Genomic DNA, 22,969 nt, shown 5'->3' on the forward strand with positions numbered 1-22,969 from the left:
ACCAGCGAAGTGAGAGTGGACTCTCAGTTCGGACTTACGGCGCGAACCGCCCGCTCCCGCACGATCGGCGCGACCGCGGTGCCGAGCAGCTCGATGCCGTGCAGCAGGTCGTCGTGGGCCAGCCGGACGTTGGTCATCTGCAGGGCGATCCGGTCGACGCCGCCGAGCGCGTCGGAGACGGCCAGCATCTTCGTTGCCACCGCCTCGGCGTCGCCGATGAAGTACGCGCCCGTCGGGCCGGTCGTGGCCTCGTAGGCGGCGCGCGTCGGCGCCGAGCCGCCCCGCTCGCGGGCGATCTTGGTGAAGATCTCCGACCAGCCGGGGTAGAAGTCGTCCTTCGCCTGCTGGGTGGTGTCGCCGACGAAGCCGAAGCAGTGCAGCCCGACCCGCAGCTGCGCGGGGTCGTGCCCGGCCCGGCGTCCCGCCTCGCGGTAGGCGTCGACCAGCGGGCGGAAGCGGTGCGGCTCCCCGCCGATGATCGCCACCATCAGCGGCAGCCCGAGGATCCCGGCCCGGATGAACGACTCCGGCGTGCCGCCGACGCCCACCCAGACCGGCAGCGGGTCCTGCAGCGGTCGCGGGTAGACCCCCTGCCCGGTGAGCGGCGGGCGGTGCTTGCCCGACCACGTGACGGACCGCGACTCGCGGATGCGCAGCAGCAGGTCGAGCTTCTCGGCGAACAGCTCGTCGTAGTCGCGCAGGGACAGCCCGAACAGCGGGAACGCCTCGGTGAACGACCCGCGCCCGACGACGAGGTCCATGCGACCGCGGGAGACGAGGTCGAGCGTGGCGAACTCCTGGAACACGCGCACCGGGTCGTCGGCGCTGAGCACCGTGACGGCGCTGTTGAGCCGGATCCGGCTCGTGCGCGCCGCGGCGGCGGCCAGCAGCACCGAGGGCGCGGAGTCGTAGTACTCGCTGCGGTGGTGCTCGCCGATGCCGAAGGAGTCGAGCCCGACCTCGTCGGCCCGCTGGACCTCCTCCAGCAGGTGCGCGACCCGGTCCTCGGGGCTCACGGTGCGGCCTGTGCCCGGGTCGGTGACCGCGGAGACGAAGCTGTCGATGCCGATGTGCATGATCCCCATGCTCCCCGCACGGACACCGGGTCCAGCGGTGAGGTGTGGCACTGGCGGGCCCGGCTCACGTTGCAGCAAGGCCACCTTGTGGACGCTTCCGCACAGCAAGGTGGCCTTCCTGCAACTCGTCCGGCCGTGCGCGGGTGCGCGGTCTCGGCGACACTCCCCGGCGGACGACGAACCCGGGAGGCGAGAGCCGTGGCGACCGACAGCACCCCGCCCCGCACCCCCGACGGCCGCTTCATCGTCGTCGACGGCCGGCGCTGGCGGGCCGAGGACCCCACCCTCCCCGACGACGTCCGCACCGCGCTCCTGCACCACCTCGGCGTGGCCCGCTCCGCCGTGCGCACCTCGAAGAAGAGCGACGACGCGGACGCCCTCGCCCGCGCCCGCTCCCGCGTCGGCACCGCCAAGCGCGGTCTCGGGGAGCGCGGGGACCCGTGGTGGGAGCAGGACGACGCGGCGCGGCGCGAGCGCTGGACGGCGGCGCTGGCCGAGCTGGAGGACGGGTGAGCGGTCAGGCGTCGGGGCCGACGGCGTAGCCGCCGCCGAGGTAGGCGCGCTGGATGCGCTCGTCGTCGAGCAGGTCGGCCGGGACGCCCTCCAGCAGGACCCGCCCGCGGTCCATGACCAGGGCCCGGTCGGCCACCCGGAACGCGGCCCGCACGTTCTGCTCGACCAGCACGATCGCCAGCCCCTCCTCGGAGCGCAGGCGGCCCAGCGTCGCGAAGATCTCCCGCACGACCCGGGGGGCCAGCCCCAGGCTGGGCTCGTCCAGGACGAGCACCGACGGGCTCGCCATCAGCCCGCGGCCGATGGCGAGCATCTGCTGCTCGCCGCCCGACAGCGTGCCGGCGGCCTGGCCGAGCCGGTCGGCCAGGCGGGGGAAGTACTCGAGCACCTGCTCGCGGCGGGCGCGCCGGCCGGTCCGGTCGCGGCGCCGGGTCCACCCGCCGAGCGCCAGGTTGTCCTCCACCGCGAGGGTCGGGAACACCAGCCGGTTCTCCGGCACGTGCGCCAGCCCGGCCGCGGCGATCGCCTCCGGACCGCGGCCCGTCACGTCCTTCCCGGCCAGCCGGACCCGGCCCCCCGTCAGGGGCAGCAGCCCGGACAGCGCGCGCAGCAGGGTCGACTTGCCCGCGCCGTTCGCGCCGACCACGGCGACGATCTCGCCGGGCCGCGCGGCCAGCGACACCCCGTGCAGCACCGCGATGCGGCCGTAGCCGGCCTCGACCGCCTCCGCCTCGATCCCACCACCGGCGACGTCCGCAGCCCCGGACGCGCCGCCCGCCGCCGTCATCCCTCGCTCCCCGCCGCCAGCGCCCGCCGCGCCCGCTCCGCCTCGGGGTCGTCGTCGTCGACGCCGAGGTAGGCGGCCACCACGGCGGGGTCCTCCCGGACCTGCTGCGGCGTGCCCAGCGCGATCAGCACGCCGTCGTCGAGCACCGCGACCCGGTCGGCCAGCGCCAGCACCGCCTCCACGTCGTGCTCCACCAGCACGATCCCCATCCCACCGGCGCGCAGCCGCCGCAGGAGCAGCGCCAGGTCCCGACGCTCGGCGCCCGACAGCCCGGCCAGCGGCTCGTCGAGCAGCAGCAGGTCCGGCTCGACGGCCAGCGCCCTGGCCACCTCCATCAGCCGCTGGCGCCCGAAGGGCAGGTCCGCGGCGGGCCGGTCGGCGTCGGCGGTCAGCCCGACGAGGTCGATCACTGCGCGGGAGGCCTCGACGACCTCGCGCTCCTCCCGGCGGGCGGCGACGCCGAGCATGCCGCGCAGCAGCCCGGCCCGGCTGCGCAGGTGCCGGCCGACCATCACGTTGCCGAGCACCGTCGCCGAACCGAAGACCTGCAGGTTCTGGAACGTCCGCGTGGCCCGCGCCCGCGCGAAGACGTGCGGCTTGCGGCCGTCGATCCGCTCGCCCCGCAGCTCGACGGTGCCGGCGCTGGGCTCGGTCACGCCGCTGACCATGTTGAAGCAGGTGGTCTTGCCTGCGCCGTTGGGACCGATCAGGGCGACGATCTCGCCCGCCGCGACGTCCAGGTCCACCCCGTCCACCGCGACGACGCCGCCGTAGCGCTTGGTCAGGCCGCGGACCGAGAGCAGGACGGTGCCCGGCTCGGGGCGCCCGTCGCGGGCGAGCAGCGGGCCGTCGTCCCGGTCCGGGCCGGCCGGCACCTCCGCGCCGTCACCGGCTGGGGCCGGTCGGACGCCGGTCAGCATCCGGAAGAGCTGGTGCAGCCCGCCCGGCAGGAAGATCATGACCAGGGTCAGGACCAGCCCGAAGCCGATCAGCTGCACCTCGCCGGTCGCCCCGGGCACCAGCAGCGGCACGGCCTCGCGCAGCCCCTCGTCGAGGAACTCCACGGCGAAGCCGCCCACCACGGCCCCCCAGACGGTCCCGAGCCCGCCCAGCACGGCCATGAGCAGGAACTCCACCGACAGCGAGAAGTTCGCCGCGTTCGGGTTGACCACGGCCAGCCAGTGCGCGAAGAACACCCCCGCCACGCCCGCGTAGGCGGCCGACAGCACGAACACCTGCAGCCGCAGGCGGAAGGTGTCGACGCCCAGGGTCTCCGCGGCCACCTCGGAGTCGTTGACCGCTCCCAGTGCGCGCCCCACCCGGCTGTCGACGACGTTGCGCGCGGCCACGACGGCCAGGACCACCACCGGGGCCAGCAGCCACAGGTACTCGGCCGGGGTGTCGTAGCGGCGGCCGCCGAACTCCGGCTTGGGGATGCCGAAGATCCCCGACGTGGCGCCCAGGAACGGGGTCTCGATGGCCACCACCGTCAGGATGATCCCGAGGCCGAGTGTGGCCAGCGCCAGGTAGTGCCCGCGCAGCCGCAGCAGCGGCAGGCCGACCAGCAGCGCCGCGAGCACGGCCAGCCCGACCGCGATCGCCGCCGCGAGCAGGCCGGGGACCTGCGTGCGGGTGACCAGGATCGCCTGGGTGTAGGCCCCGACGGCGAAGAACGACGCGTGCCCCAGGCTGACCTGCCCGGCCAGCCCCATCAGCAGCGACAGCCCGATCGCGGCGATGGCGTAGATCGTCGCGTAGACGGCGGTGCTGGTGACCCAGACCGGCAGCAGCAGCGGCAGCCCGAGCAGGGCCACCAGCAGCACGACGACGCCCACGGCGTCCGACCGGCGCTTCACCGCGGCACCCCTAGACCCTCGCCTGCGCGTGCCGGCCGAACACGCCCTCGGGCCGCGCCACCAGGACCACGATGAGCAGGACGAACGCCACCGCGTCGCGGTAACCGGAGTCGATGTAGCCCGCGACCAGCGACTCCAGCACGCCGAGCACCAGCCCGCCGAGCACCGCGCCGCGGATGGACACCAGCCCGCCCAGGGTCGCGGCGACGAAGCCCTTGAGCCCGAGCAGCAGTCCGGAGTCCCACTGCGTGAGCTGGATCGGGCTGGCCAGCACCCCGGCGATCGCCCCGAGCAGCCCGGCCACCGCGAACGCGACGGTGGCCGCCGCCACGGGCGAGATCCCGACGAGCCGGGCCGCGACGGGCTGCTCCGCGCAGGCCCGCAACGCCTTGCCCAGCATCGTGCGGTCGTAGAACACCGTCACCGCGACCGCCACGACGGCGGTGACGCCGAGGATCCACAGCTCCTGGGCGCGCACCGACACGCCGCCGATGACGAGGTCCGGCCCCGGCAGCGGCGGCAGCCCGCGCCCCTGCGGGCCGTAGAGCAGCAGCATCAGGGCCTTGAGCGCGGTGGAGACGCCGAGCGTCAGGATGATCGACACGAGCGTCGTCATCCGCCGGACGGGGGCGATGGCCAGCCGCTGCATGAGCACCGCCACCAGGCCGACGACCAGCAGCGCGACCACCAGCGCCAGCGGCATCGGCAGGCCGGCACCGACGCCCGACAGCGCGACGAGGCCGCCGAGCGCGGCGAACTCGCCCTGCGCCAGGTTGATCACCCCGCTGACGGAGAACACCGCCACGAAGCCCATGGCCACTAGTGCGTAGACCGCTCCCTGGGACAGCCCGGCGATCGTGAACTGGAGCAGGTCTGCCATCAGCGGGTCACGGGGTGGCGAGCTGGAACTGCCGGTCGCGCACGGTGACCAGCACGAGGTCGTCGGCCTGCAGCCCGCTGTGGTCCTCGGCGGTCATGGTGAACGTGCCGGAGACGCCGACGAAGTCGGTGACGCCCTCGAGGTGCTCGCGCAGCGCCTCCGGGTCGGTGCCCGCGGCCCGCAGCGCGTCCACGGCCAGCTGCCAGCCGTCGTAGGCGTGCCCGGCGAACGTCGACGGCGCGGTGCCGTAGGCGCCGCGGTAGTCGGCGATGAAGTCGGTGATGACCTGCTTCTGCGGGTCGTCGGCGGGGAGCTGGTCGGCGACGACCAGGCGGCCCAGCGGGGCGACCAGCCCGTCGGCGCTCTCCGCGGCGGTGTCGAGGAAGACCTGGTTGCCGATGCCGTGGCTCTGGTAGACGGGCTTGCCCACGCCGAGCTGCGTGTAGGCCTTCTGGGCCAGGCCCGCGGCCGGCGGGATGCCCCAGATGACGACGGCGTCGGCGTTGGCGTTGCGGATGTTGACCATCTGCGCGGTGAAGTCGGTGGCGTCGGGGGCGAAGCTCTCGACGGCCACGACGCTGACCCCGGACGGCCCGCCGATCTCGTCGAACAGCTGCTGCACGCCCTCGCCGAACCCGGACGCGTCGCGGGCCAGCGCGAGGGTCTTGTAGCCCTTGGCCGCGGCGTCGCGGACGATGTTCTCGATGACCACCGAGTCGTTCTGGGCGGTCTTGAACACCCACTCCGACCCGTTGACGATCGCGGCGTTGGCCGCCAGCGAGATCATCGGGAGCGGGGTCGACTCGGCGATCGGCCGCATGGCCAGGCTCGGGCCGGTCCGGCTGGCCCCGAGCAGGATGTCGACCTGGTCCTCGGTGATGAGCTTGGAGGCCGCGCGGGCGGCGCCGTCCTCGGTGGAGGCGTTGTCCTCGATGATCAGCTCGACCTGCCGGCCGTCGATGCCGCCCTCGGCGTTGAGCTGGTCGGCGAGCAGCGTCAGGGTGTCGCGCTCGGGCACGCCCAGGCTGGCCCCGGCGCCGGTGATGTCCAGGACCGCACCGATCCGGAACGGGCCGTCCTCGGCCCCCCCGCCCTGCGCCCCGGGGGCGGGTTGCTCCTCGGCGCACCCCGCCGCGAGGAGCGCACCTGCGGCCAGCACGACCGCGAGCCTCTTGACCGGACCGAACACGGCAGCCTCCCGACGCTGGAAAGATCGCGGGGAGCGTGACACCGCATCCGGGTGGGCGCAAGGGGACCGCAACGCGTCCGTGATGTGGAGCCGATGTGCGGGTCCTAGCCGCCGCGACGGTCCCTCAGGTCGACCGCGGCCCGCGCCACCGGCTCGACCTGGAAGTCGTACCGCTCGGTGTCGAGCCCGAAGTGGTCGGCCAGCTCCGCCCGCAGGAAGGCCGCGATCTCCCCTGCCCCCTCGCCGTTCGCCAGCCGGTCCAGGACCGGTGCGATCAGGCAGTCGTACTCGTCGGGCGGCTCGCCGTCCTCGACGACGCCGATCGGGTCCCAGGCGTTGAGGATCCCGCGCAGTGCCGTCACCGGACGCTCGTCGGTGTCGGGTCCCGGATCGCGGTGCTCCACGCGCCGATCGTAGGGCGCTGAGCTGGGGTTGTTGCTCCTCCGACTGGATTCGAACCAGTAACCGCCCGATTAACAGTCGGGTGCTCTGCCGTTGAGCTACGGAGGACCGTATCGCCGGGGCACCGCCCCGATCGGCCTGGAAAGCGTAGCGCACCGCCCCCGGCGGCCCGGGCGGGGGTGGGGGGTGGGCACCGGGCTCCCCCTGCCCTCGATGTGCGTTCTTGTGGGAACTTGTGGATACTCGTCGGATCGCGACGAAGGGACGAGCGTGCTTCCGTTCGACGGCATCTCGCTGGGGTGCGACTACAACCCCGAGCAGTGGCCGCGGTCGGTGTGGCCCGAGGACGTCGCCCTGATGCAGGAGGCCGGGGTCGGTTTCGTGACCCTGGGCGTCTTCTCCTGGGGCCTGCTCGAACCGCGCCCCGGCGAGTTCGACTTCGGGTGGTTCGACGAGGTCGTGGGCCTGCTCCACGAGGGCGGCATCGCGATCGACATGGCGACGGCCACGGCGGCGCCCCCGCCGTGGCTGACCCACCGACACCCGGAGGTCCTGCCCGTCGACCGGGAGGGGCGGACGCTGTGGCCGGGCAGCCGGCAGTCGTTCATCCCCTCCTCGCCCGTGTTCCGGGAGTACGCGCTGCGCCTGGTCGAGCAGATGGCGCAGCGCTACGGGAGCCACCCCGCGGTGCGGATGTGGCACGTCAGCAACGAGCTGGGGTGCCACATCGGCAAGGACTGGTCCGACGTCAGTGCGGCGGCGTTCCGCGTCTGGCTCGCCGACCGCTACGGCGACGTCGACGCGCTCAACGAGGCGTGGGGCACGGCCTTCTGGAGCCAGCACTACACGAGCTTCGACGAGGTCCTGCCGCCCCGGATCACCCCCGCGGTGCCCAACCCGACCCAGGAGCTCGACTTCGCCCGCTTCTCCTCCGACGCGTGGCTCGACCACTACCGCGCCGAGCGCGACGTGCTGCGCCGCCACTCCCCCGGCGTTCCCGTCACCACGAACTTCATGGTGGCCGACCACCAGTACGAGCAGGACTACTTCGGCTGGGGCCCGGAGATGGACGTCGTCAGCCAGGACCACTACCTCGACCACCGGCACGCGCACCCGCACGCCGAGCAGTCGTTCGCCGCCGACCTCACGCGCGGCACGGCGGGCGGGCGGCCGTGGCTGCTGATGGAGTCGGCGACCTCGGCCGTCAACTGGCAGCCGGTCAACATCACGAAGCTGCCGGGCGAGCTGCTCGTCGACTCGTTGCGCCAGGTCGCCCGCGGCGCCGACGGCATCGGGTTCTTCCAGTGGCGCGCGTCGAAGGCCGGCGGGGAGAAGTTCCACTCCGCGCTCGTCCCGCACGCCGGCCGCGACTCGGCGCGGTTCCGCGAGGTCGTCGGGCTGGGGGCGGCGCTGGCCGCGATCGGGGAGGTCGCCGGCGAGCCGGTGCGGGCCGACGTCGCCCTGCTCCACGACTGGGAGTCCCACTGGGCCTGCGACCTCGACTCGCACCCCAGCGGCGAGCTCCGCGCCCTCGACGCCGCGCACCGCTGGCACCGCGCCCTCACGGAGCTGGGCGCCACCGCCGACGTCGTGCACCCGGAGTCGGACCTGTCGGCGTACCGGCTCGTCGTCGTGCCCACGCTCTACCTGTGCTCCGACCGCGTCGCGCCGGCGCTGGAGGCGTTCGCCGCGGCCGGGGGGACGGTGCTCGTCACCTACTTCTCCGGCATCGTCGACGGCCACGACCACGTGCGCCTCGGCGGCTACCCGGGCGCGTTCCGAGACCTGCTCGGCGTGCGCGCGGAGGAGTTCACGCCGCTGCCGGTGGGAGCGACCGTCACGCTCGACGACGGCGGCACCGCCGACCTGTGGACCGAGGTGCTGGGCGTGACCGACGCCGAGGTCGTCGCCCGCTACGCCGACGGCCCGCTGCCCGGCACCCCGGCGGTCACCCGCCGGGCCGTCAGCGCGGGCTCGGCCTGGTACGTCGCCACCCGCCTCGACCACGCCGCCACCACCGCGCTCGCCGACCGCCTCACCCGCGACGCCGGCGTCGCCCGGCTCGACGAGCCGCAGGAGGGTGTGGAGGTCGTCCGCCGCGGGCACTTCCTGTTCGTGCTCAACCGCGGCGAGCGGCCGGTCACCGTGCCGGCGACGGGCACCGAACTGCTCGGCGGCGGGGCCGTCACCGGCAGCGTGACCGTCGCGCCGGCGTCCGCGGCCGTGGTGCGGGGAGGTCGCTGAATGCTCGCCCGACAACGCCAGGAGCTGATCCTCGACGAGGTCCGCAGCACCGGCGGCGCGCGCGTGTCCGACCTGGTGGAGCGGCTCGGCGTCTCCGACATGACCGTGCGCCGCGACATCGAGGTGCTGGCCGCGCGGGGCCTGGTCACGCGCGTCCACGGCGGCGCGACGGCCGCCGGGTCGAGCGTCGAGGAGCCCGGGTTCGCGGCGAAGTCGGGCCTGCACACCGACGCGAAGCGGGCGATCGCGCGGGCCGCGGTCACGCTGGTCGAGCCGGGGGCGTCGGTCGCGCTGTCGGCGGGCACCACCACGCACGCCGTGGCCGCCGAGCTCGTCGCGATCCCGCGGCTCACGGTCGTCACGAACTCGCTGCGGGTGGCCGAGGTGCTGCACGAGTCCGGTCGCAGCGACCTGTGCGTGGTGCTCACCGGTGGCGAGCGGACGCCGTCGGATGCGCTGGTCGGGCCGGTCGCGGTGAACGCGCTGCGCGGCCTGCACGTCGACTGGCTGCTGATGGGGGTGCACGGGATGGACGTCGGGGCCGGCTTCACCACGCCGAACCTGGCCGAGGCAGAGACCAACCGGGCGCTGGTGGCCAGCGCCCGCCGGGTGGCCGTGGTGGCCGACAACTCGAAGTGGGGGGTGGTGGGGTTGAGCACGATCGCGGCCCTGGACGAGGTGGACGTGCTGGTCAGCGACGACGGCCTGGAGCCGGCCGCGCGCCGCGCGCTGGACGAGTCGTGCGGACGGTTGGTGCTGGCGTCGTGATCCCCTCCGCCGACATCCGCACTTCCACGGAGGCGCAGTCATGACACGCGTCCACCGCACCGACGCGCCCATGGCCGACGGCCGCACGCTGCGCTACTATGACGAGAGCCCCGGGCGCGTGCCGCCGCCCGACACCCGCGACCTGCCCGTCGTCGAGCACGGGTCGGTGATGCGCTTCGACGTGCTCACCGGCGAGTGGGTCACGATCGCCGCGCACCGCATGAACCGCACGTTCATGCCGCCCGCCGACCTGTGCCCGCTGTGCCCGACGAAGCCCGGGCACGAGGCGTCGGAGATCCCGTCGGACCACTACGACGTCGTCGTGTTCGACAACCGCTTCCCCTCGTTCGGCGAGGGCAGCGCGCCCGTGCCGCCCGAGGTCGACGCCGACCCGCTGTGGCCGCAGCGCCCGGCCACCGGCACGGCCGAGGTCGTCTGCTTCACCTCCGACCACACCGCCGCGTTCTCCGCGCTGCCGGTGGAGCGGGTCCGCACCGTGATCGAGGCGTGGGCCGACCGCATCGCGGAGCTGTCGGCGCGCCCGGGCGTCGAGCAGGTGTTCGCCTTCGAGAACCGCGGCGTCGAGATCGGGGTGTCGCTGCAGCACCCGCACGGGCAGGTGTTCGGCTACCCCTACGTCACGCCCCGCACCGCGCAGCTGTTGAACCGCGCGGGCTCGCACCGCCAGCGCACCGGCCGCGACCTGTTCGACGACGTCCTGGCGAGCGAGCGCAAGGCCGGCACCCGCGTGGTGGTCGACGGCGAGCGCTGGACGGCGTTCGTGCCCGCCGCCGCGCGCTGGCCGGTGGAGGCGCACCTCGTGCCGCACCGCCCGGTGCCCGACCTGGCCGCCCTCGACGAGGACGAGCGCGCCGAGCTGGCGGTGGTCTACCGCGACCTGCTCGGGCGCGTCGAGCGCTACTTCGGCCCCGGAAGCGAGGACCCGCCCTACATCGCGGCCTGGCACCAGGCCCCGGTGCACACCGGCCGCGACCTCACCCGCCTGCACCTGCAGCTGTTCTCCCTGCGCCGGGCGCCGGGCAAGCTCAAGTACCTGGCCGGGTCGGAGTCGGGGATGGCGGCGTGGCTCAACGACGCCTCGCCGGAGCGGATCGCGGAGCGGCTGAGGGAGGCGGGCCCGTGACCCGTGAGCGGCAACGAGTGCCAGAGCACCGATATCCACTCACGGGTGGTGCCGCGTGAGCCGCTGGTCCGCACCCGGACGGGTCAACCTCATCGGCGAGCACGTCGACTACGCCCAGGGCCTGTGCCTGCCCTTCGCGCTGGCCGAGCGCACCGTCGTCGAGGCCGCGGTACGCAGCGACGGGCGCTTCACCGCGCGCAGCGACGCCGAGGGCGGCGGGGTCGACCTCGCGCTCGACGACGTCGGCCCCGGCTCGCCGGCGGGCTGGGCCGGGTACGCCGCCGGCGTGCTCTGGGCCCTGCGCGACGCCGGGCACCCCGTCGGCGGGATGGACCTGACCGTCACCGCGACCGTCCCGCTCGGCGCCGGCCTCTCGTCCTCGGCGGCGCTGGAGTGCGCGGTGGCCGTGGCCGCCGACGAGCTGTTCGGGCTCGGCCTGCCCCGCGACGAGCTCGCGCGCGCGTGCGTGCGCGCGGAGAACGAGGTCGTGGGCGCGGCCACCGGCGGCATGGACCAGGCCGCGGCGCTGCTGTGCACCGCGGGCCACGCGCTGCTGCTCGACACCCGCGACGGGTCGACGCGCCAGGTCCCCTTCGCCCCCGCCGACGACGGGCTCGCCGTCCTCGTCATCGACACCCGGGTGCGCCACGACCTCGCGGACGGGCAGTACGGGGCGCGGCGCGCGGCCGTCGAGAAGGCCTCGGCGGCGCTCGGCATGCCGAGCCTGCGCGACGCCACCCCCGCCGACCTGGAGGGCCTCGACGCCGACCTGCTGCCACGCGCGCGGCACATCGTGAGCGAGATCGCGCGGGTCGGCGAGGTCGTCGCCCTGCTCGACGCCGGACGGCTGCGCGACATCGGCCCGCTGCTCGACGCCTCGCACGCCTCCCTGGCCCGCGACTACGCGGTGTCGTGCGCCGAGCTCGACCTCGCCGTCCAGGTGGCCCGCGACGCCGGGGCGCTCGGCGCGCGGATGACCGGCGGCGGGTTCGGCGGCTCGGCGATCGCGCTGGTGCCGGTCGAGCGGATCGACGCCGTCACCGACGCGGTACGGGCGGCGTTCGCCCGGGCCGGGCTCACCGCACCCGAGGTGCGCACGGCCGAGCCGAGCGCGGGCGCCGGCCGCGACGACTAGTTGAGCACCTCGCCCGCGTGCTCCACCGACGTCCGGATCTGGAACGACGGGCGCAGCATCATCGTCAGCTCCGTGCGTTCCAGGGCGTCGGCCAGGCGGTGGGCGTCGGCGGTGCTCAGCGAGAACGGCAGGACCACCCGCCGGTAGAACAGGGTGGGCGGGCCGGCGTCGAGGGTGACGATCACCTCGACGTCGCCGATGTCGCCGTCGCGGGCCAGGTGGGTGCGCGCCGACATCGCGCTGCAGGCCGCCAGCGCGCCCGTCATCAGCTCCAACGGGGTCGGCCCGGCCGCCTCGTGGTCGACGACGACGGAGTGGCCGCCGAGGTCGAGCACGACCGGCCCGGACGGGGTGATGCGGGCGTCGGCCGCGGCCATCGGCATCTGCATGGTCATGGCTGCTCCTGGGTCGTGCGGGCCGGGGTCGTGCGGGCCGGGGTCGTGCGGGCCGGGGTCGTGCGGGCCCGGGTCGTGCGGGCCCGGGTCATACGAGCGCCTCCGTGATCGGCAGGCGCACCTGGAACCGGGTGTCCCCCGGCTGCGAGACGACGGCGATGTCGCCGTGGTGGCGCGACACGACCACGCGGTAGCTCACGTCGAGCCCCAGCCCGGTGCCCTTGCCGACGCCCTTGGTCGTGAAGAACGGCTCGAAGATCCGCTGCCGCACCTCGGGCGGGATGCCCGGGCCGGAGTCGCCGATCTCGACGAGCACGCGGTCCTCGTCGCGCGAGGTGCGCACCGTCAGCGTGCCGGAGCCCCCCATCGCGTCGACCGCGTTGTCGATGATGTTGGTCCACACCTGGTTGAGCTCGGCCGCGTAGGCCGGGATCGGCGGCAACGAGCGGTCGTAGTCGCGGACGATGCGCACGCCGCCCTCGCCCGTGCCGTCGGCGGAGGCGAGCTTGCGGCCGAACATGACGAGCGTGGCGTCGAGCCCCTCGTGGACGTCGACGAAGCGGAACGGCGCGCGGTCCATCTGCGAGTACTGCTTGGCCGCCAGGACGAGGTCGGAGATGCGACTGGTGGCGTCGGTGATCTCGCGCAGCAGGCTCTCGGTCTCGACGGTGTAGGCGAGCCAGCGGATCGCGCCCTCCAGCACCGCCGGGTCGGTCGCGGTGCGCACGGCGTCGAGGTCGGAGACCTCCAGCCCGCCGGCGACGAACACCGGCGCGAGGTCCCAGCCGCCGCTGATGCCGGCGTCGTCGAGCCAGTCGCCCAGCTCGTCCTCGCGGTCGGAGGTCTCGATCGGCGAGAGCGGCGGGGCGTGGCGGACCTTCTTGACGAACTCGTCCTGCGCCATCACCAGCTTGTGCAGCTGCGGGCCGGCGATCCGCCCGTCGGCGATCATGGCGAGCTTGTTGCGCATGCCGGTGACCTTGTCGCGCAGGGCGTCGGCGGCGCGCCCGGCGGCCGCGGCCGGGTTGTTGAGCTCGTGGGTGAGCCCCGCCGACAGCTTGCCCAGCGCGAGGAGGCGCTCGCGCTCGGCGGTGATCTGCCCGCCCTTGCGCAGCCCGAGGATCATGCCCTCCAGCAGGTGCACCGCCATCGGGAACCAGCGGCTGAACTCCGCGGCGAACTCCCGGGCCGGCAGCGCGAGCACGCAGCAGTCGGTGACGGCGCGGACCGACGCCGGGTAGGTCCGCGCGCTCTCGTCGTCGAGGTAGAACTGGACGGCCCCGAAGTAGACCCCGCGGTGGTCGGTGCGGGTGGTCTCCACGGGGTCGCCGGCGATCACGCGGCTCATCGCGACGGTGCCGGCGTGCAGGACGTAGAAGCAGTCGGCCGGCTCGCCCTCGACGACGATGTCGTTGCCCGCGGCCACGTCGACCTCGTCGGCGTGCTCGGACACCCACGCGAGCTGCTCGTCGGAGAGCGCCTCGAACAGGAACAGCGTCCGCAGGTCGGCCCGGGTCGTCACTGCTCCGCCAGGTAGCGGTGCACCAGCGTCACCGCCATCGCACCCTCGCCGACCGCCGACGCCACCCGCTTGACCGACTCCGACCGCACGTCGCCCGCCACGAACACCCCGGGCACGCTGGACTCGAGGTGGTAGGGGTCGCGGTCCAGCGTCCAGCCGGGCGGCGGGCCGCCGCCGTGGGTGAGGTCGGGGCCGGTGGGGACGAAGCCGCGGGCGTCGCGGACGACGACCCCGTCGAGCCAGTCGGTGCGCGGCGCGGCCCCGATGAACACGAACATCGCGCCCGCCTCGACCGTCTCCTTCTCCCCCGACGTCCGGTCCGACAGCACCAGGCGCTCCAGGTGCCCGTCGCCGCAGGCCTCCGCGACCTCGGTGCCGGTGCGCACCACGACGTTGTCGATCGCCTCGAGCTGCTTGATCAGGTAGTGCGACATCGACGCCTCCAGGTTCGGTCCGCGCACCAGCACGGTGACCGATCGCGCGTGCCGGGAGAAGAACACCGCGGCCTGCCCGGCGGAGTTGGCACCGCCGACGATGTAGACGTCCTGCCCCGCGCAGGCCGGGGCCTCGGTGGCGGCCGAGCCGTAGTAGACGCCGCGGCCGGCCAGCTCGGCGACGCCCGGGGCGTCGAGGCTGCGGTAGGCGACGCCGGTGGCCAGGACGACGGCGTGCGCCGCGATCTCCGACCCGTCGCCGAACTGCACGACGCGGGCCGAGCCGCGCACCTCCAGCGCCACGACGTCGCGCGCCGTCAGCACCTCCGCCCCGAACTTGGCGGCCTGGCGCCGCGCCCGGTCGGTGAGCTGCGCGCCCGAGACGCCGTCGGGGAAGCCGAGGTAGTTCTCGATCCGGGAGCTCTGCCCGGCCTGCCCGCCGGTGGCCTGGCGCTCGACCAGGACCGTCCGCAGCCCCTCCGACGCCCCGTAGACCGCCGAGCCGAGCCCGGCCGGGCCGCCGCCGATGACGATGAGGTCGTAGAAGTCGGTGGCCGGGTCGACGGTGAGCCCGCACGCCGACGCGATCTGGGCGTCGGTGGGGGCGCGCAGCGCGGTGCCGTCGACGGTGATGACGACGGGCAGGTCGTCCGCGCCCGCGCCCGCGGCGTCGAGCAGCCGGGCGCCCTCGGCGTCGTCGCTGCTGTACCAGCGGTAGGGCACGGCGTTGCGGGCCAGGAAGTCGCGCGCGGCGAACGACTCGGCCGACCACCGGTGCCCGACCAGCCGGATCTCGTCGACGGGCCGCTGGCCGACCGCGCGCCAGGTCTCGATGAGCGCGTCGACGACGGGGTAGAGCTTCTCCTCCGGCGGGTCCCACGGCTTGAGCAGGTAGTGGTCGACGTCGACGACGTTGATCGCCTGGATCGCGGCGTCGGTGTCGGCGTAGGCGGTGAGCAGGGCGCGGCGGGCGTGCGGCGCGATGTCCATGGCCTGCTCGAGGAACTCGATGCCGTTCATCCCGGGCATCCGGTAGTCGGCGAGGATCGCCGCGACGGGCTCCCCGCGCAGCACCAGCTCGCGCAGCGCCTCGAGCGCGTCGGCGCCCGACTCGGCCCGGACGATCCGGTGGTCCTGGCCGTAGCGGCGGCGCAGGTCGCGGGCCACCGACCGGCTCACCCCGGGGTCGTCGTCGACCGTCAGGAGGACGGGCTTGCTCACGGTGGGTTGGGACACGCGGACTCCCCAGACGACGTTCGACGGACGCGGCGGTGCGCGCGACGCTGCACGCCGAGATCGAACCTACCCCGATCCGGGGCGGGGGCGGTCGGGCGTCGGGAGGCGCTGGTGTTCTCCCGGCGGAGTCGACTGACTGGCGGGAGGGTCAGGCGGTGCGCGCGACGGCGAAGACCCGGCGGAACGGGAACCAGGTCGTGCCGTCGGGGCGGGGCGGGTAGGCGCCGCGCAGCCGGGGCGCCAGCTCGTCGCGGAACCGGTCGTACTCCGCCGCGGGCAGGGCGTCGCGGACGGGGCGCAGGGCGGTGCTGCTGATCCAGCGCAGCACCGGGTCGGCGCCGGTGAGGCGGTGCAGGTAGGTGGTCTCCCAGACGTCGACCTCGGCGCCGGTGCCCGCGATCAGGTCGGCGTACGCGGCCGGCTCGGGCAGCGCGTCCCCGTCGCCGACGGCCACCGACCCGCGCCAGCGCGGCTGGTCGAGGACCTCGCGGACGAGGTGGTGCGAGGGCGCCGAGGAGTTGCCGGGCACCTGCATCGCGAACCACGCCCCCGACGGCAGCGCCTCGAGCCAGCGCGGCAGCAGCGCCACGTGCTCCGGCACCCACTGCAGCACCGCGTTGGTGACGACGACGTCGGCGTCGGGAGCGGGCGTCCAGTCGCGGACGTCGACCAGGTCGGCGTCGACCCCGTTCTCCCGGGCGGCCGCGACCATCTCCGGCGAGGAGTCGAGCGCGGTGACCGCGGCGCCCGGCCAGCGCCCCGACAGCAGCGCGGTGAGGTGGCCCGGACCGCAGCCGAGGTCGACGACCCTCCGCGGCTCGACAGCGCCGATGCGCGCCAGCAGGTCGTGGAACGGGCGGGCGCGGTGGTCGTCGAAGCTCAGGTAGAGCGCCGGGTCCCAGGACGTCACGGGGCGCCCAGCCCGAGCGCCGCCGCGGCGTCGGACGCGACCTGGCGGACCGCCGCGGGGTCGGTGCCGGGGTCGGGCCGCACCTGCAGGACGACGCCGTCGCGGCCGGGCACCTTGCGCTGCACGAACCACGCGCCCCCGCCGGGCAGCTCGCGGTGGTGGCGGCTGCGGATGGAGGCGGTGACGCGCTCCTGCACGACCTCGGGCACGCGTCCGGGCTCGGTGAGCCGGATCCGGCGCACGGGCCGGTCGGTGAGGACCACCGCTCCCCCGGCGGGCTCCTCGTCGGCCTCGACGAGCGCGATCACCCCGGCGCCCCAGACGGCCTTGCTGACGCGGTGCCAGCCGACGCGGTGCGCGCCGTCCTCGCCCGGCGTCCAGATGCCCCAGGTGGTGACGACGCAGCTCGCGCCGTCGGGCATCGGCGCGACGGCGAGGACCCGCTCGTCGGGCTCCAGCTCGCCGGTGAACCCGGCGGGGAGGTCGTCGCGGCCCAGCACCCTGCGGATCGCCTTCAGCGGATTGAGCCGGATCATCGGGAACCTGCCGTGAGTGGAAAAGAGGGCTCTGGCACTCGTTGCCACTCACGGGTGGCGCAGCCGCTCACCGCGCCGCCTGCTCGCGCAGCGCGATCCGGTACTGCTCCAGCGGCACCAGGTCGCCGAACAGCTGGTGGTAGGCGTCGGCGTCCTCCAGCGGGTTGGTGCGCTGCAGCCGCCCCTTCAGCTCCGCGACCTGCGCCTCGACCAGGGCCAGCTTCACGCCGGCGACCACGCTCCCCACGTACCGCGCCTCCTCCATCCCGCGCCGCGGCATCTGCAGCGGCTCCACGGCCAGCTCGTGCACCAGCGGCCGCGACTCCGGCACGCACTCGGCGCTCACCGCGTCGAGCCAGGTCGAGCCCTCCAGGCCCGCGCACACCCCGCCCGCCGCCTGCACCGCGCGGTGGACGCCCGCCAGCGCGGGGTGGCTGAACACCTGCTCGGGCAGCTCGTCGTAGGCGGGACCGGCGATCGCGGGCAGCTGCAGCGCCGCCTTGAGCGCCTCGCGCTGCAGGTGCAGGCGGGGGTCGTCGCGCGGCGGCGGGGTCGGGGCGTCGCGGCGGCCGCGCACCTTCTCCGGCGCCGTGCCGCTCTCCTCGCGGACGCGGCGGACGACCGCGAACTCGTCGGGCCAGCCGGTCCAGCCGGCGAGGCGGCGTGCGTACTCGTCGCGCAGGTCCTCGCGCTTGATCCGCGCGACGAGCGGCACCGCCCGGCGCAGCGCCGCGGTCTGCCCCTCCGGCGTCTCGAGGTTGTGCTCTCGCAGCATCGAGCGGATGACGAACTCGTAGAGCGGCTCGCGGCGGGCCACCAGGTCGCGCACGGCGGTGTCGCCGTGGGACTGGCGCAGCTCGCACGGGTCCTGCCCGTCGGGCGCGATCGTGACGTAGGTCTGGCCCGTGTAGCTCTGCTCCCCCTCGAACGCCTTGAGCGCCGCCGCCTGCCCGGCCGCGTCACCGTCGAAGGTGTAGATGACCTCGCCGAGGTCGAACGAGTCGTCGCCGATCAGCCGGCGGATCACCGCGATGTGCTCGGTGCCGAACGCCGTGCCGCAGGAGGCGACGGCCGTCGGCACGCCCGCGAGGTGCATCGCCATGACGTCGGTGTAGCCCTCGACGACCACGACCTGGCGCCGCTTGGCGATCTCGCGCTTGGCGAGGTCGAGCCCGAACAGCACGTTGGTCTTGCGGTAGACCGGCGAGTCGGAGGTGTTGAGGTACTTGGCCTCGATGCCGTCGTCGTCGAAGATCCGGCGCGCCCCGAAGCCGACGACCTCGCCGCCGAGGTCGCGGATCGGCCACAGCAGCCGGCGGTGGAACCGGTCGATCGGCCCGCGCCTGCCCTCCTTCGACAGCCCGGCCTTGATCAGCTCGTCGAGGGAGAAGCCGCCCGCGAGCAGGTGCTTGGTGAGGGTGTCCCAGCCCGCGGGCGCCCAGCCGCAGCCGAACCGCTCCGCCGCCGCCGCGTCGAAGCCGCGCGAGGTGAGGAACTCGACGCCGGGCGCGCCCTCGGGGGTGCGCAGGAGCTCGGCGTAGAACTCCGCGGCCCGCTTGTTGGCCTCCAGCAGCCGCGAGCGGGTGCCGCGGTCGCGCTGCACGGACGCGCCGCCGCCGGTGTAGGTGAGCCGGAACCCGATCCGGTCGGCGAGCCGCTCCACGGCCTCGGCGAACCCGACGACCTCGATCTTCATGACGAAGTCGAAGACGCTGCCGCCCTCGCCGCAGCCGAAGCAGTGGAACGTGCCGTGCGTCGGGCGGACGTTGAAGCTCGGTGACTTCTCGTCGTGGAACGGGCACAGGCCCTTCAGCGACCCCGACCCGGCGCGACGCAGGGCCACGTACTCGCCGATGACCTCGTCGATGCGGGTGCGGTCGCGGACCTCGGTGATGTCCGAATCCCGGATGCGTCCCGCCACGCCTGCGAGTCTAGGCCCGCGCGCGGAGTCCCCGGCCCGAGCCGTGGCCGGCGGGCACGGGGACCCCGGCTCAGCGGACGAACCGCAGCTCCAGCGCGTCGAGGACGGGCCGGAAGCCGATCCGCGGGTAGATCGCGTTGCTGACGGGGTTGGCCAGGTCGGTGAACAGGACGACCTCCCGCGCCCCGGCCCCGGTCGCCCACGCGGCGGCCGCCGCCGTGACCGCCGTGCCGTAGCCGTGGCCCCGGTGCTCGGGCGGCGTGTACACCGGCCCGATCCGCGACATCGGGCCCACCGGGCGCCGCGCCGCGGCGTACGCGACCGGCCGCCCGTCGACCTCCCACAGCAGGTGCCCCGCCCCCTGCTCCATCGACCCGACGACGCCGGGCCGCGGGTCCGCTGGCGGGTCCAGCGAGCTGACGGCCTCGGCGGCGAAGGCCCTGTGCCACTCCGTGAGCAGGTCGACGTCCCCGGGCCCGGCGACGCGCGCGCACCCCGGCGCCGCCGACGGCGGGGTCAGCGCGACGAGCCGGAACAGCCGCATCCGCATCGCGACCTCGGAGCGCAGGCCCGTGCGCGCGGTGTGGGCGGCCGCGAACGCCTCGACCTCCGCCACCGGCCCGTTGACGGCGGGCAGGTCGGCGTCGACGACCCGCTCGGCCGCCGTGGCCAGGGCGGGCGGCAGCGCCGACGCCGTGGCGGGCCGGCCCTGCTCCTGCAGCAGCGCGCCCACGGTCTCGCCGCCGCGGGCGACGGTGAGCAGCAGCCCCGCGCGGTCGCCCCGGGCCCGGAGCGCGTCGAGGACCGTCAGCGCGATCGTGTGCCGCGCCGGGTCGGCGGCGTAGAGCGGGCCGGCCGCGGCGGCGAACGCCGCGACCGACTCGTGGAGGGTGACGCGCATGCCCCGATGGTCCCACCGCCGCGCGGCGGGACCGTCCCGATTTCCCCGGCGCCGGCCTAGAGGACCGGCAGGTAGGTGGCCAGTTCGTAGGGGGTGACGTTGCGCCGGTAGGCGTCCCACTCCGCCCGCTTGTTGCGCAGGAAGAAGTCGAACACGTGCTCGCCCAGGATCTCGGCGACGAGCTCGGAGCCCTCCATCGCGTGCAGCGCCTCGGTGAGGTTCTGCGGCAGCGGCTCGTAGCCCATGGCGCGGCGCTCGGTGTCGGTGAGCGACCAGACGTCGTCCTCGGTGGCCGGGCCCAGCTCGTAGCCCTTGGCGACGCCCTGCAGGCCGGCACCGAGGATCACCGCGAACGCCAGGTAGGGGTTGCAGGCGGTGTCGAGCGTGCGGATCTCCACGCGCCGGGTCGAGGACTTCCCGGGCGAGTACATCGGCACCCGCGCGAGCGCGGAGCGGTTGGCGTGGCCCCACGACACGGCCGTGGGCGCCTCCCCGCCGGTGATCAGGCGCTTGTAGGAGTTGACCCACTGGTTGGTGACGGCGCTGATCTCGCGCGCGTGGCGCAGCACGCCCGCGACGAACGCCTTGCCCGTCTCGGACAGCTCGTAGGGGTCGTTGGGGTCGTGGAAGGCGTTGCGGTCGCCCTCGAACAGCGAGAAGTGCGTGTGCATCGCCGAGCCGGGGTGCGCGGAGAACGGCTTGGGCATGAACGACGCCCGCACGCCCTGGGTGATCGCGACCTCCTTCACCACGTACCGGAAGGTCATGATGTTGTCGGCCATCGTCAGGGCGTCGGCGTAGCGAAGGTCGATCTCCTGCTGGCCGGGGCCGCCCTCGTGGTGGCTGAACTCGACGGAGATGCCCATCGACTCCAGCGTCTCGATCGCGTTGCGCCGGAAGTGCGGGGCGACGTCGTGGCTCGCCTGGTCGAAGTAGCCGCCGTTGTCGGCCGGCACCGGCTCGGAGCCGTCGGAGGTCAGGTCGCGCAGGAGGTAGAACTCGATCTCGGGGTGGACGTAGCAGGTGAAGCCCGCCTCGGCGGCCTTGCTCAGGGCGCGGCGCAGGACGTGGCGGGGGTCGGCCCAGGACGGCGAGCCGTCGGGCATGGCGATGTCGCAGAACATGCGGGCCGAGTAGTGCTCGCCCGACGCCGTCTCCCAGGGCAGCACCTGGAACGTCGACGGGTCGGGGCGGGCGACCATGTCCGATTCGTAGACGCGCGCGAAGCCCTCGATCGCGGAGCCGTCGAACCCGATGCCCTCGGCGAAGGCCCCCTCCAGCTCGGCGGGGGCGACCGCCACCGACTTGAGGTAACCGAGCACGTCGGTGAACCACAGCCGCACGAAGCGGATGTCGCGTTCCTCGAGCGTGCGGAGCACGAACTCCTGCTGGCGATCCATGGGCCGGAGCCTAGGAACGCCGCGTTACGAACGTGTTTCGTGGCCGGTCACGGCGGTCGACGTCGTCAGATCGTGCAGCTCGTGCCGTCGTCGGGCACCGCGAGGTCGACCAGGTAGCGGGTGACGACGTCGTCGACGCACGGCACCCCCGACAGCGCGACGGTGTGCTGGTTGCCCTCGACCGACAGCAGGACGCCGCCGATCTGGTCGGCCAGGCGCACGCCCGCCTCGTACGGGGTGGCGGGGTCGCCGGTGACCGAGACCACCAGCACCGGCGGCAGGCCCGCGACCGACGGCAGTGCGGGCTCGGTCGTGGGCGGCACCGGCCAGAACGCGCACGGCGGGCGGGCGGCGGTCGGGCCGCGGCCGTCGTCGCGGAACGGGGCGACCTCCCGGGCCCGCGTGTCGATCTCCAGGAACACCGCCGGGTCGGTGAGCCGCTCCTCGTCGAGGCAGCTGATCACCGGGAACGCCTCGAGCGAGTCGTCGTAGGTGCCGTCCTCGGCGCGGCTCTCGTAGAGGTCGGCGAGCAGCATCAGCACGCGCCCCTGGCCGACGGCCAGCTCGGAGAGCCCGAGCCGCAGCGGCTCCCACAGCTGCTCGCTGTAGAGCGCCTGGATGACGCCGGTCATGGCGTCGGCGTAGCCCAGCGTGCGGCCGTCGGGCACGGCCGCGGGCGCGTCGTAGAGCGGCAGGACCAGCGCCTTGAACGCGTCGACGGCCCGCGCCGGGTCGGTGCCCAGCGCGCAGCCGGGCTGCGTCGTGCAGTCGGCGGCGAACGCGTCGAACGCGAGCTGGAACCCGGCGTTCTGCGCCACCGCGCTCTCCACCGCGCTCTGGGCCGGGTCGACGGCGCCGTCGAGCACGAGCGCGCGGACGTTGCGGGGGAACGCCTGGGCGTACTTGGCACCGATGAACGTGCCGTAGGAGTAGCCCAGGAACGTCAGCTCGTCGTCGCCGAGGGCGGCGCGCACGACGTCGAGGTCGCGCACGACGTCGCGGGTGCCGACGTTGGCCAGCACGTCCACCCCGACGCGCTCGACGCAGCGGGCGACGAACTCCTGCGAGTCGGCCTCCAGGAGCGCGACGCCCTCCGGCGACGCGTCGGCGTCGATGTCGGCGCGCTCCTGGTCGCGCTCGGCGTCGGTCTCGCAGTCGATCGCGGGCTCGCTGGCCCCGACGCCGCGCGGGTCGAAGCCGATGAGGTCGAAGCGCTCGGCGAGCGGGGTGCCCACGATCTGCCCGGCGATCGACGGGGCGTAGCTCATGCCGGACGCGCCGGGCCCGCCCGGGTTGATCAGCAGGGACCCGATGCGGTCGCCGGTGGCGCGCTTGCGCAGGACCCCGATCGTGGCCGTCTCGCCCCCGGGCTGCGCGTAGTCCAGCGGCACCGTGACGCGCGAGCAGTCCAGCGCGGGGTCGGCGTAGGCGTCGGTGTCGTCGGCCGTGACGGCGAACGGGGCGCACGGCCCCCAGCTCAGGTCCTGGTCGTAGAACGCCTCGAGCCCGGGCGGGGCGGCGCCGGCCGCGGCGGCCCCCCGACCCGTGGTCGTCGTGGTGCACGCGGCGACCAGAGCCAGCACGGCGAGGGCGGCGGCGGGGGCGGCGTGGCGGACGTCCATCGGCCGCGATCATGCCAGGCCGTGTGAACTCCGTCGCTCACCGGTGCCGCCGGGCCGCCGGGCTGTCACGCTTCGATCGTCACCACCTGACAACCCGG

At 74.6% G+C, this 22,969-nt stretch carries 20 protein-coding genes and 1 tRNA gene; 5 read left to right on the forward strand and 16 right to left on the reverse strand.

What is annotated here, in order from left to right; translation table 11 throughout:
* Nucleotides 1-23 precede the first annotated feature (23 nt).
* A complete protein-coding gene (locus tag HOP40_RS33735) occupies nt 24-1,076 on the reverse strand; it encodes an LLM class flavin-dependent oxidoreductase (RefSeq protein WP_172167252.1) in 1,053 nt (350 codons plus the stop codon).
* A 198-nt stretch (nt 1,077-1,274) separates the two neighbouring features.
* On the opposite strand from HOP40_RS33735, the gene HOP40_RS33740 reads away from it, so the two are divergent.
* Entirely contained in the window at nt 1,275-1,589 is a 315-nt protein-coding gene (locus HOP40_RS33740; protein WP_172167254.1) for a biopolymer transporter Tol, read from the forward strand.
* 4 nt (nt 1,590-1,593) lie between these two features.
* Here HOP40_RS33740 and HOP40_RS33745 read toward each other — a convergent pair whose 3' ends face one another.
* From HOP40_RS33745 to HOP40_RS33770, 6 genes are all read right to left on the reverse strand, one after another.
* Nucleotides 1,594-2,376, reverse strand: a complete 783-nt coding sequence (locus HOP40_RS33745; RefSeq protein WP_172167256.1) for an ABC transporter ATP-binding protein — start codon at nt 2,374-2,376, stop codon at nt 1,594-1,596.
* Nucleotides 2,373-4,232 carry a branched-chain amino acid ABC transporter ATP-binding protein/permease gene (locus tag HOP40_RS33750; protein ID WP_172167258.1) on the reverse strand — a complete coding sequence of 620 codons (1,860 nt, stop codon included), beginning with the start codon at nt 4,230-4,232 and terminating at the stop codon, nt 2,373-2,375. The genes HOP40_RS33745 and HOP40_RS33750 overlap by 4 nt, the downstream gene beginning before the upstream one ends.
* Nucleotides 4,233-4,242: 10 nt before the next feature.
* Entirely contained in the window at nt 4,243-5,112 is an 870-nt protein-coding gene (locus tag HOP40_RS33755; protein ID WP_172167261.1) for a branched-chain amino acid ABC transporter permease, read from the reverse strand.
* A gap of 7 nt (nt 5,113-5,119) precedes the next feature.
* Nucleotides 5,120-6,301, reverse strand: coding sequence for an ABC transporter substrate-binding protein (locus tag HOP40_RS33760; RefSeq protein ID WP_172167263.1), 1,182 nt, complete (start codon nt 6,299-6,301; stop codon nt 5,120-5,122).
* 104 nt (nt 6,302-6,405) lie between these two features.
* Nucleotides 6,406-6,705: a hypothetical protein gene (locus tag HOP40_RS33765; protein WP_205347024.1), complete on the reverse strand. Its 300-nt coding sequence runs from the start codon at nt 6,703-6,705 to the stop codon at nt 6,406-6,408.
* Nucleotides 6,706-6,739: 34 nt separating this feature from the next.
* Nucleotides 6,740-6,811: transfer RNA gene (locus tag HOP40_RS33770), tRNA-Asn, on the reverse strand.
* A 162-nt stretch (nt 6,812-6,973) separates the two neighbouring features.
* On the opposite strand from HOP40_RS33770, the gene HOP40_RS33775 reads away from it, so the two are divergent.
* The 4 genes from HOP40_RS33775 to galK are packed head-to-tail and all read left to right on the forward strand — an operon-like array spanning nt 6,974 to nt 11,994.
* Nucleotides 6,974-8,947 (forward strand): beta-galactosidase, encoded by a 1,974-nt coding sequence (locus HOP40_RS33775; RefSeq protein WP_240157417.1) that lies wholly within the window; start codon nt 6,974-6,976, stop codon nt 8,945-8,947.
* The gene (locus HOP40_RS33780; RefSeq protein ID WP_172167265.1) at nt 8,948-9,715 is read left to right on the forward strand and encodes a DeoR/GlpR family DNA-binding transcription regulator; all 768 of its coding nucleotides are present in this window, start codon (nt 8,948-8,950) and stop codon (nt 9,713-9,715) included.
* A 40-nt stretch (nt 9,716-9,755) separates the two neighbouring features.
* Entirely contained in the window at nt 9,756-10,859 is a 1,104-nt protein-coding gene (gene galT, locus HOP40_RS33785) for a galactose-1-phosphate uridylyltransferase (RefSeq protein ID WP_172167267.1), read from the forward strand.
* A 55-nt stretch (nt 10,860-10,914) separates the two neighbouring features.
* The gene (gene galK / locus HOP40_RS33790) at nt 10,915-11,994 is read left to right on the forward strand and encodes a galactokinase (RefSeq protein ID WP_240157418.1); all 1,080 of its coding nucleotides are present in this window, start codon (nt 10,915-10,917) and stop codon (nt 11,992-11,994) included.
* On the opposite strand, the gene HOP40_RS33795 is transcribed toward galK, so the two are convergent.
* The 9 genes from HOP40_RS33795 to HOP40_RS33835 all read right to left on the reverse strand — a co-directional run bounded on the left by HOP40_RS33795 (nt 11,991) and on the right by HOP40_RS33835 (nt 22,871).
* The gene (locus HOP40_RS33795) at nt 11,991-12,389 is read right to left on the reverse strand and encodes an OsmC family protein (protein WP_172167269.1); all 399 of its coding nucleotides are present in this window, start codon (nt 12,387-12,389) and stop codon (nt 11,991-11,993) included. The genes galK and HOP40_RS33795 overlap by 4 nt on opposite strands.
* A gap of 88 nt (nt 12,390-12,477) precedes the next feature.
* Nucleotides 12,478-13,911, reverse strand: coding sequence for an ATP-binding protein (locus tag HOP40_RS33800; protein ID WP_172167271.1), 1,434 nt, complete (start codon nt 13,909-13,911; stop codon nt 12,478-12,480).
* Entirely contained in the window at nt 13,908-15,566 is a 1,659-nt protein-coding gene (locus HOP40_RS33805) for an NAD(P)/FAD-dependent oxidoreductase (protein WP_172169732.1), read from the reverse strand. Before HOP40_RS33805 ends, HOP40_RS33800 begins: the two co-directional genes overlap by 4 nt.
* A gap of 163 nt (nt 15,567-15,729) precedes the next feature.
* Nucleotides 15,730-16,491 carry a trans-aconitate 2-methyltransferase gene (locus tag HOP40_RS33810; RefSeq protein WP_172167273.1) on the reverse strand — a complete coding sequence of 254 codons (762 nt, stop codon included), beginning with the start codon at nt 16,489-16,491 and terminating at the stop codon, nt 15,730-15,732.
* Nucleotides 16,488-17,027 (reverse strand): hypothetical protein, encoded by a 540-nt coding sequence (locus tag HOP40_RS33815; RefSeq protein ID WP_172167275.1) that lies wholly within the window; start codon nt 17,025-17,027, stop codon nt 16,488-16,490. Before HOP40_RS33815 ends, HOP40_RS33810 begins: the two co-directional genes overlap by 4 nt.
* Nucleotides 17,028-17,094: 67 nt before the next feature.
* Entirely contained in the window at nt 17,095-18,948 is a 1,854-nt protein-coding gene (gene dnaG / locus HOP40_RS33820) for a DNA primase (protein WP_172167278.1), read from the reverse strand.
* Nucleotides 18,949-19,018: 70 nt separating this feature from the next.
* Entirely contained in the window at nt 19,019-19,849 is an 831-nt protein-coding gene (locus HOP40_RS33825; protein WP_172167280.1) for a GNAT family N-acetyltransferase, read from the reverse strand.
* Nucleotides 19,850-19,905: 56 nt separating this feature from the next.
* Complete coding sequence (gene glnA / locus HOP40_RS33830) at nt 19,906-21,249, reverse strand: type I glutamate--ammonia ligase (RefSeq protein WP_172167283.1); 1,344 nt, start codon at nt 21,247-21,249, stop codon at nt 19,906-19,908.
* A 65-nt stretch (nt 21,250-21,314) separates the two neighbouring features.
* Nucleotides 21,315-22,871: an alpha/beta hydrolase gene (locus HOP40_RS33835; protein WP_172167286.1), complete on the reverse strand. Its 1,557-nt coding sequence runs from the start codon at nt 22,869-22,871 to the stop codon at nt 21,315-21,317.
* Nucleotides 22,872-22,969: the final 98 nt, after the last annotated feature.

Source organism: Pseudonocardia broussonetiae, assembly GCF_013155125.1.
Taxonomy (GTDB): Bacteria; Actinomycetota; Actinomycetes; order Mycobacteriales; family Pseudonocardiaceae; genus Pseudonocardia; species Pseudonocardia broussonetiae.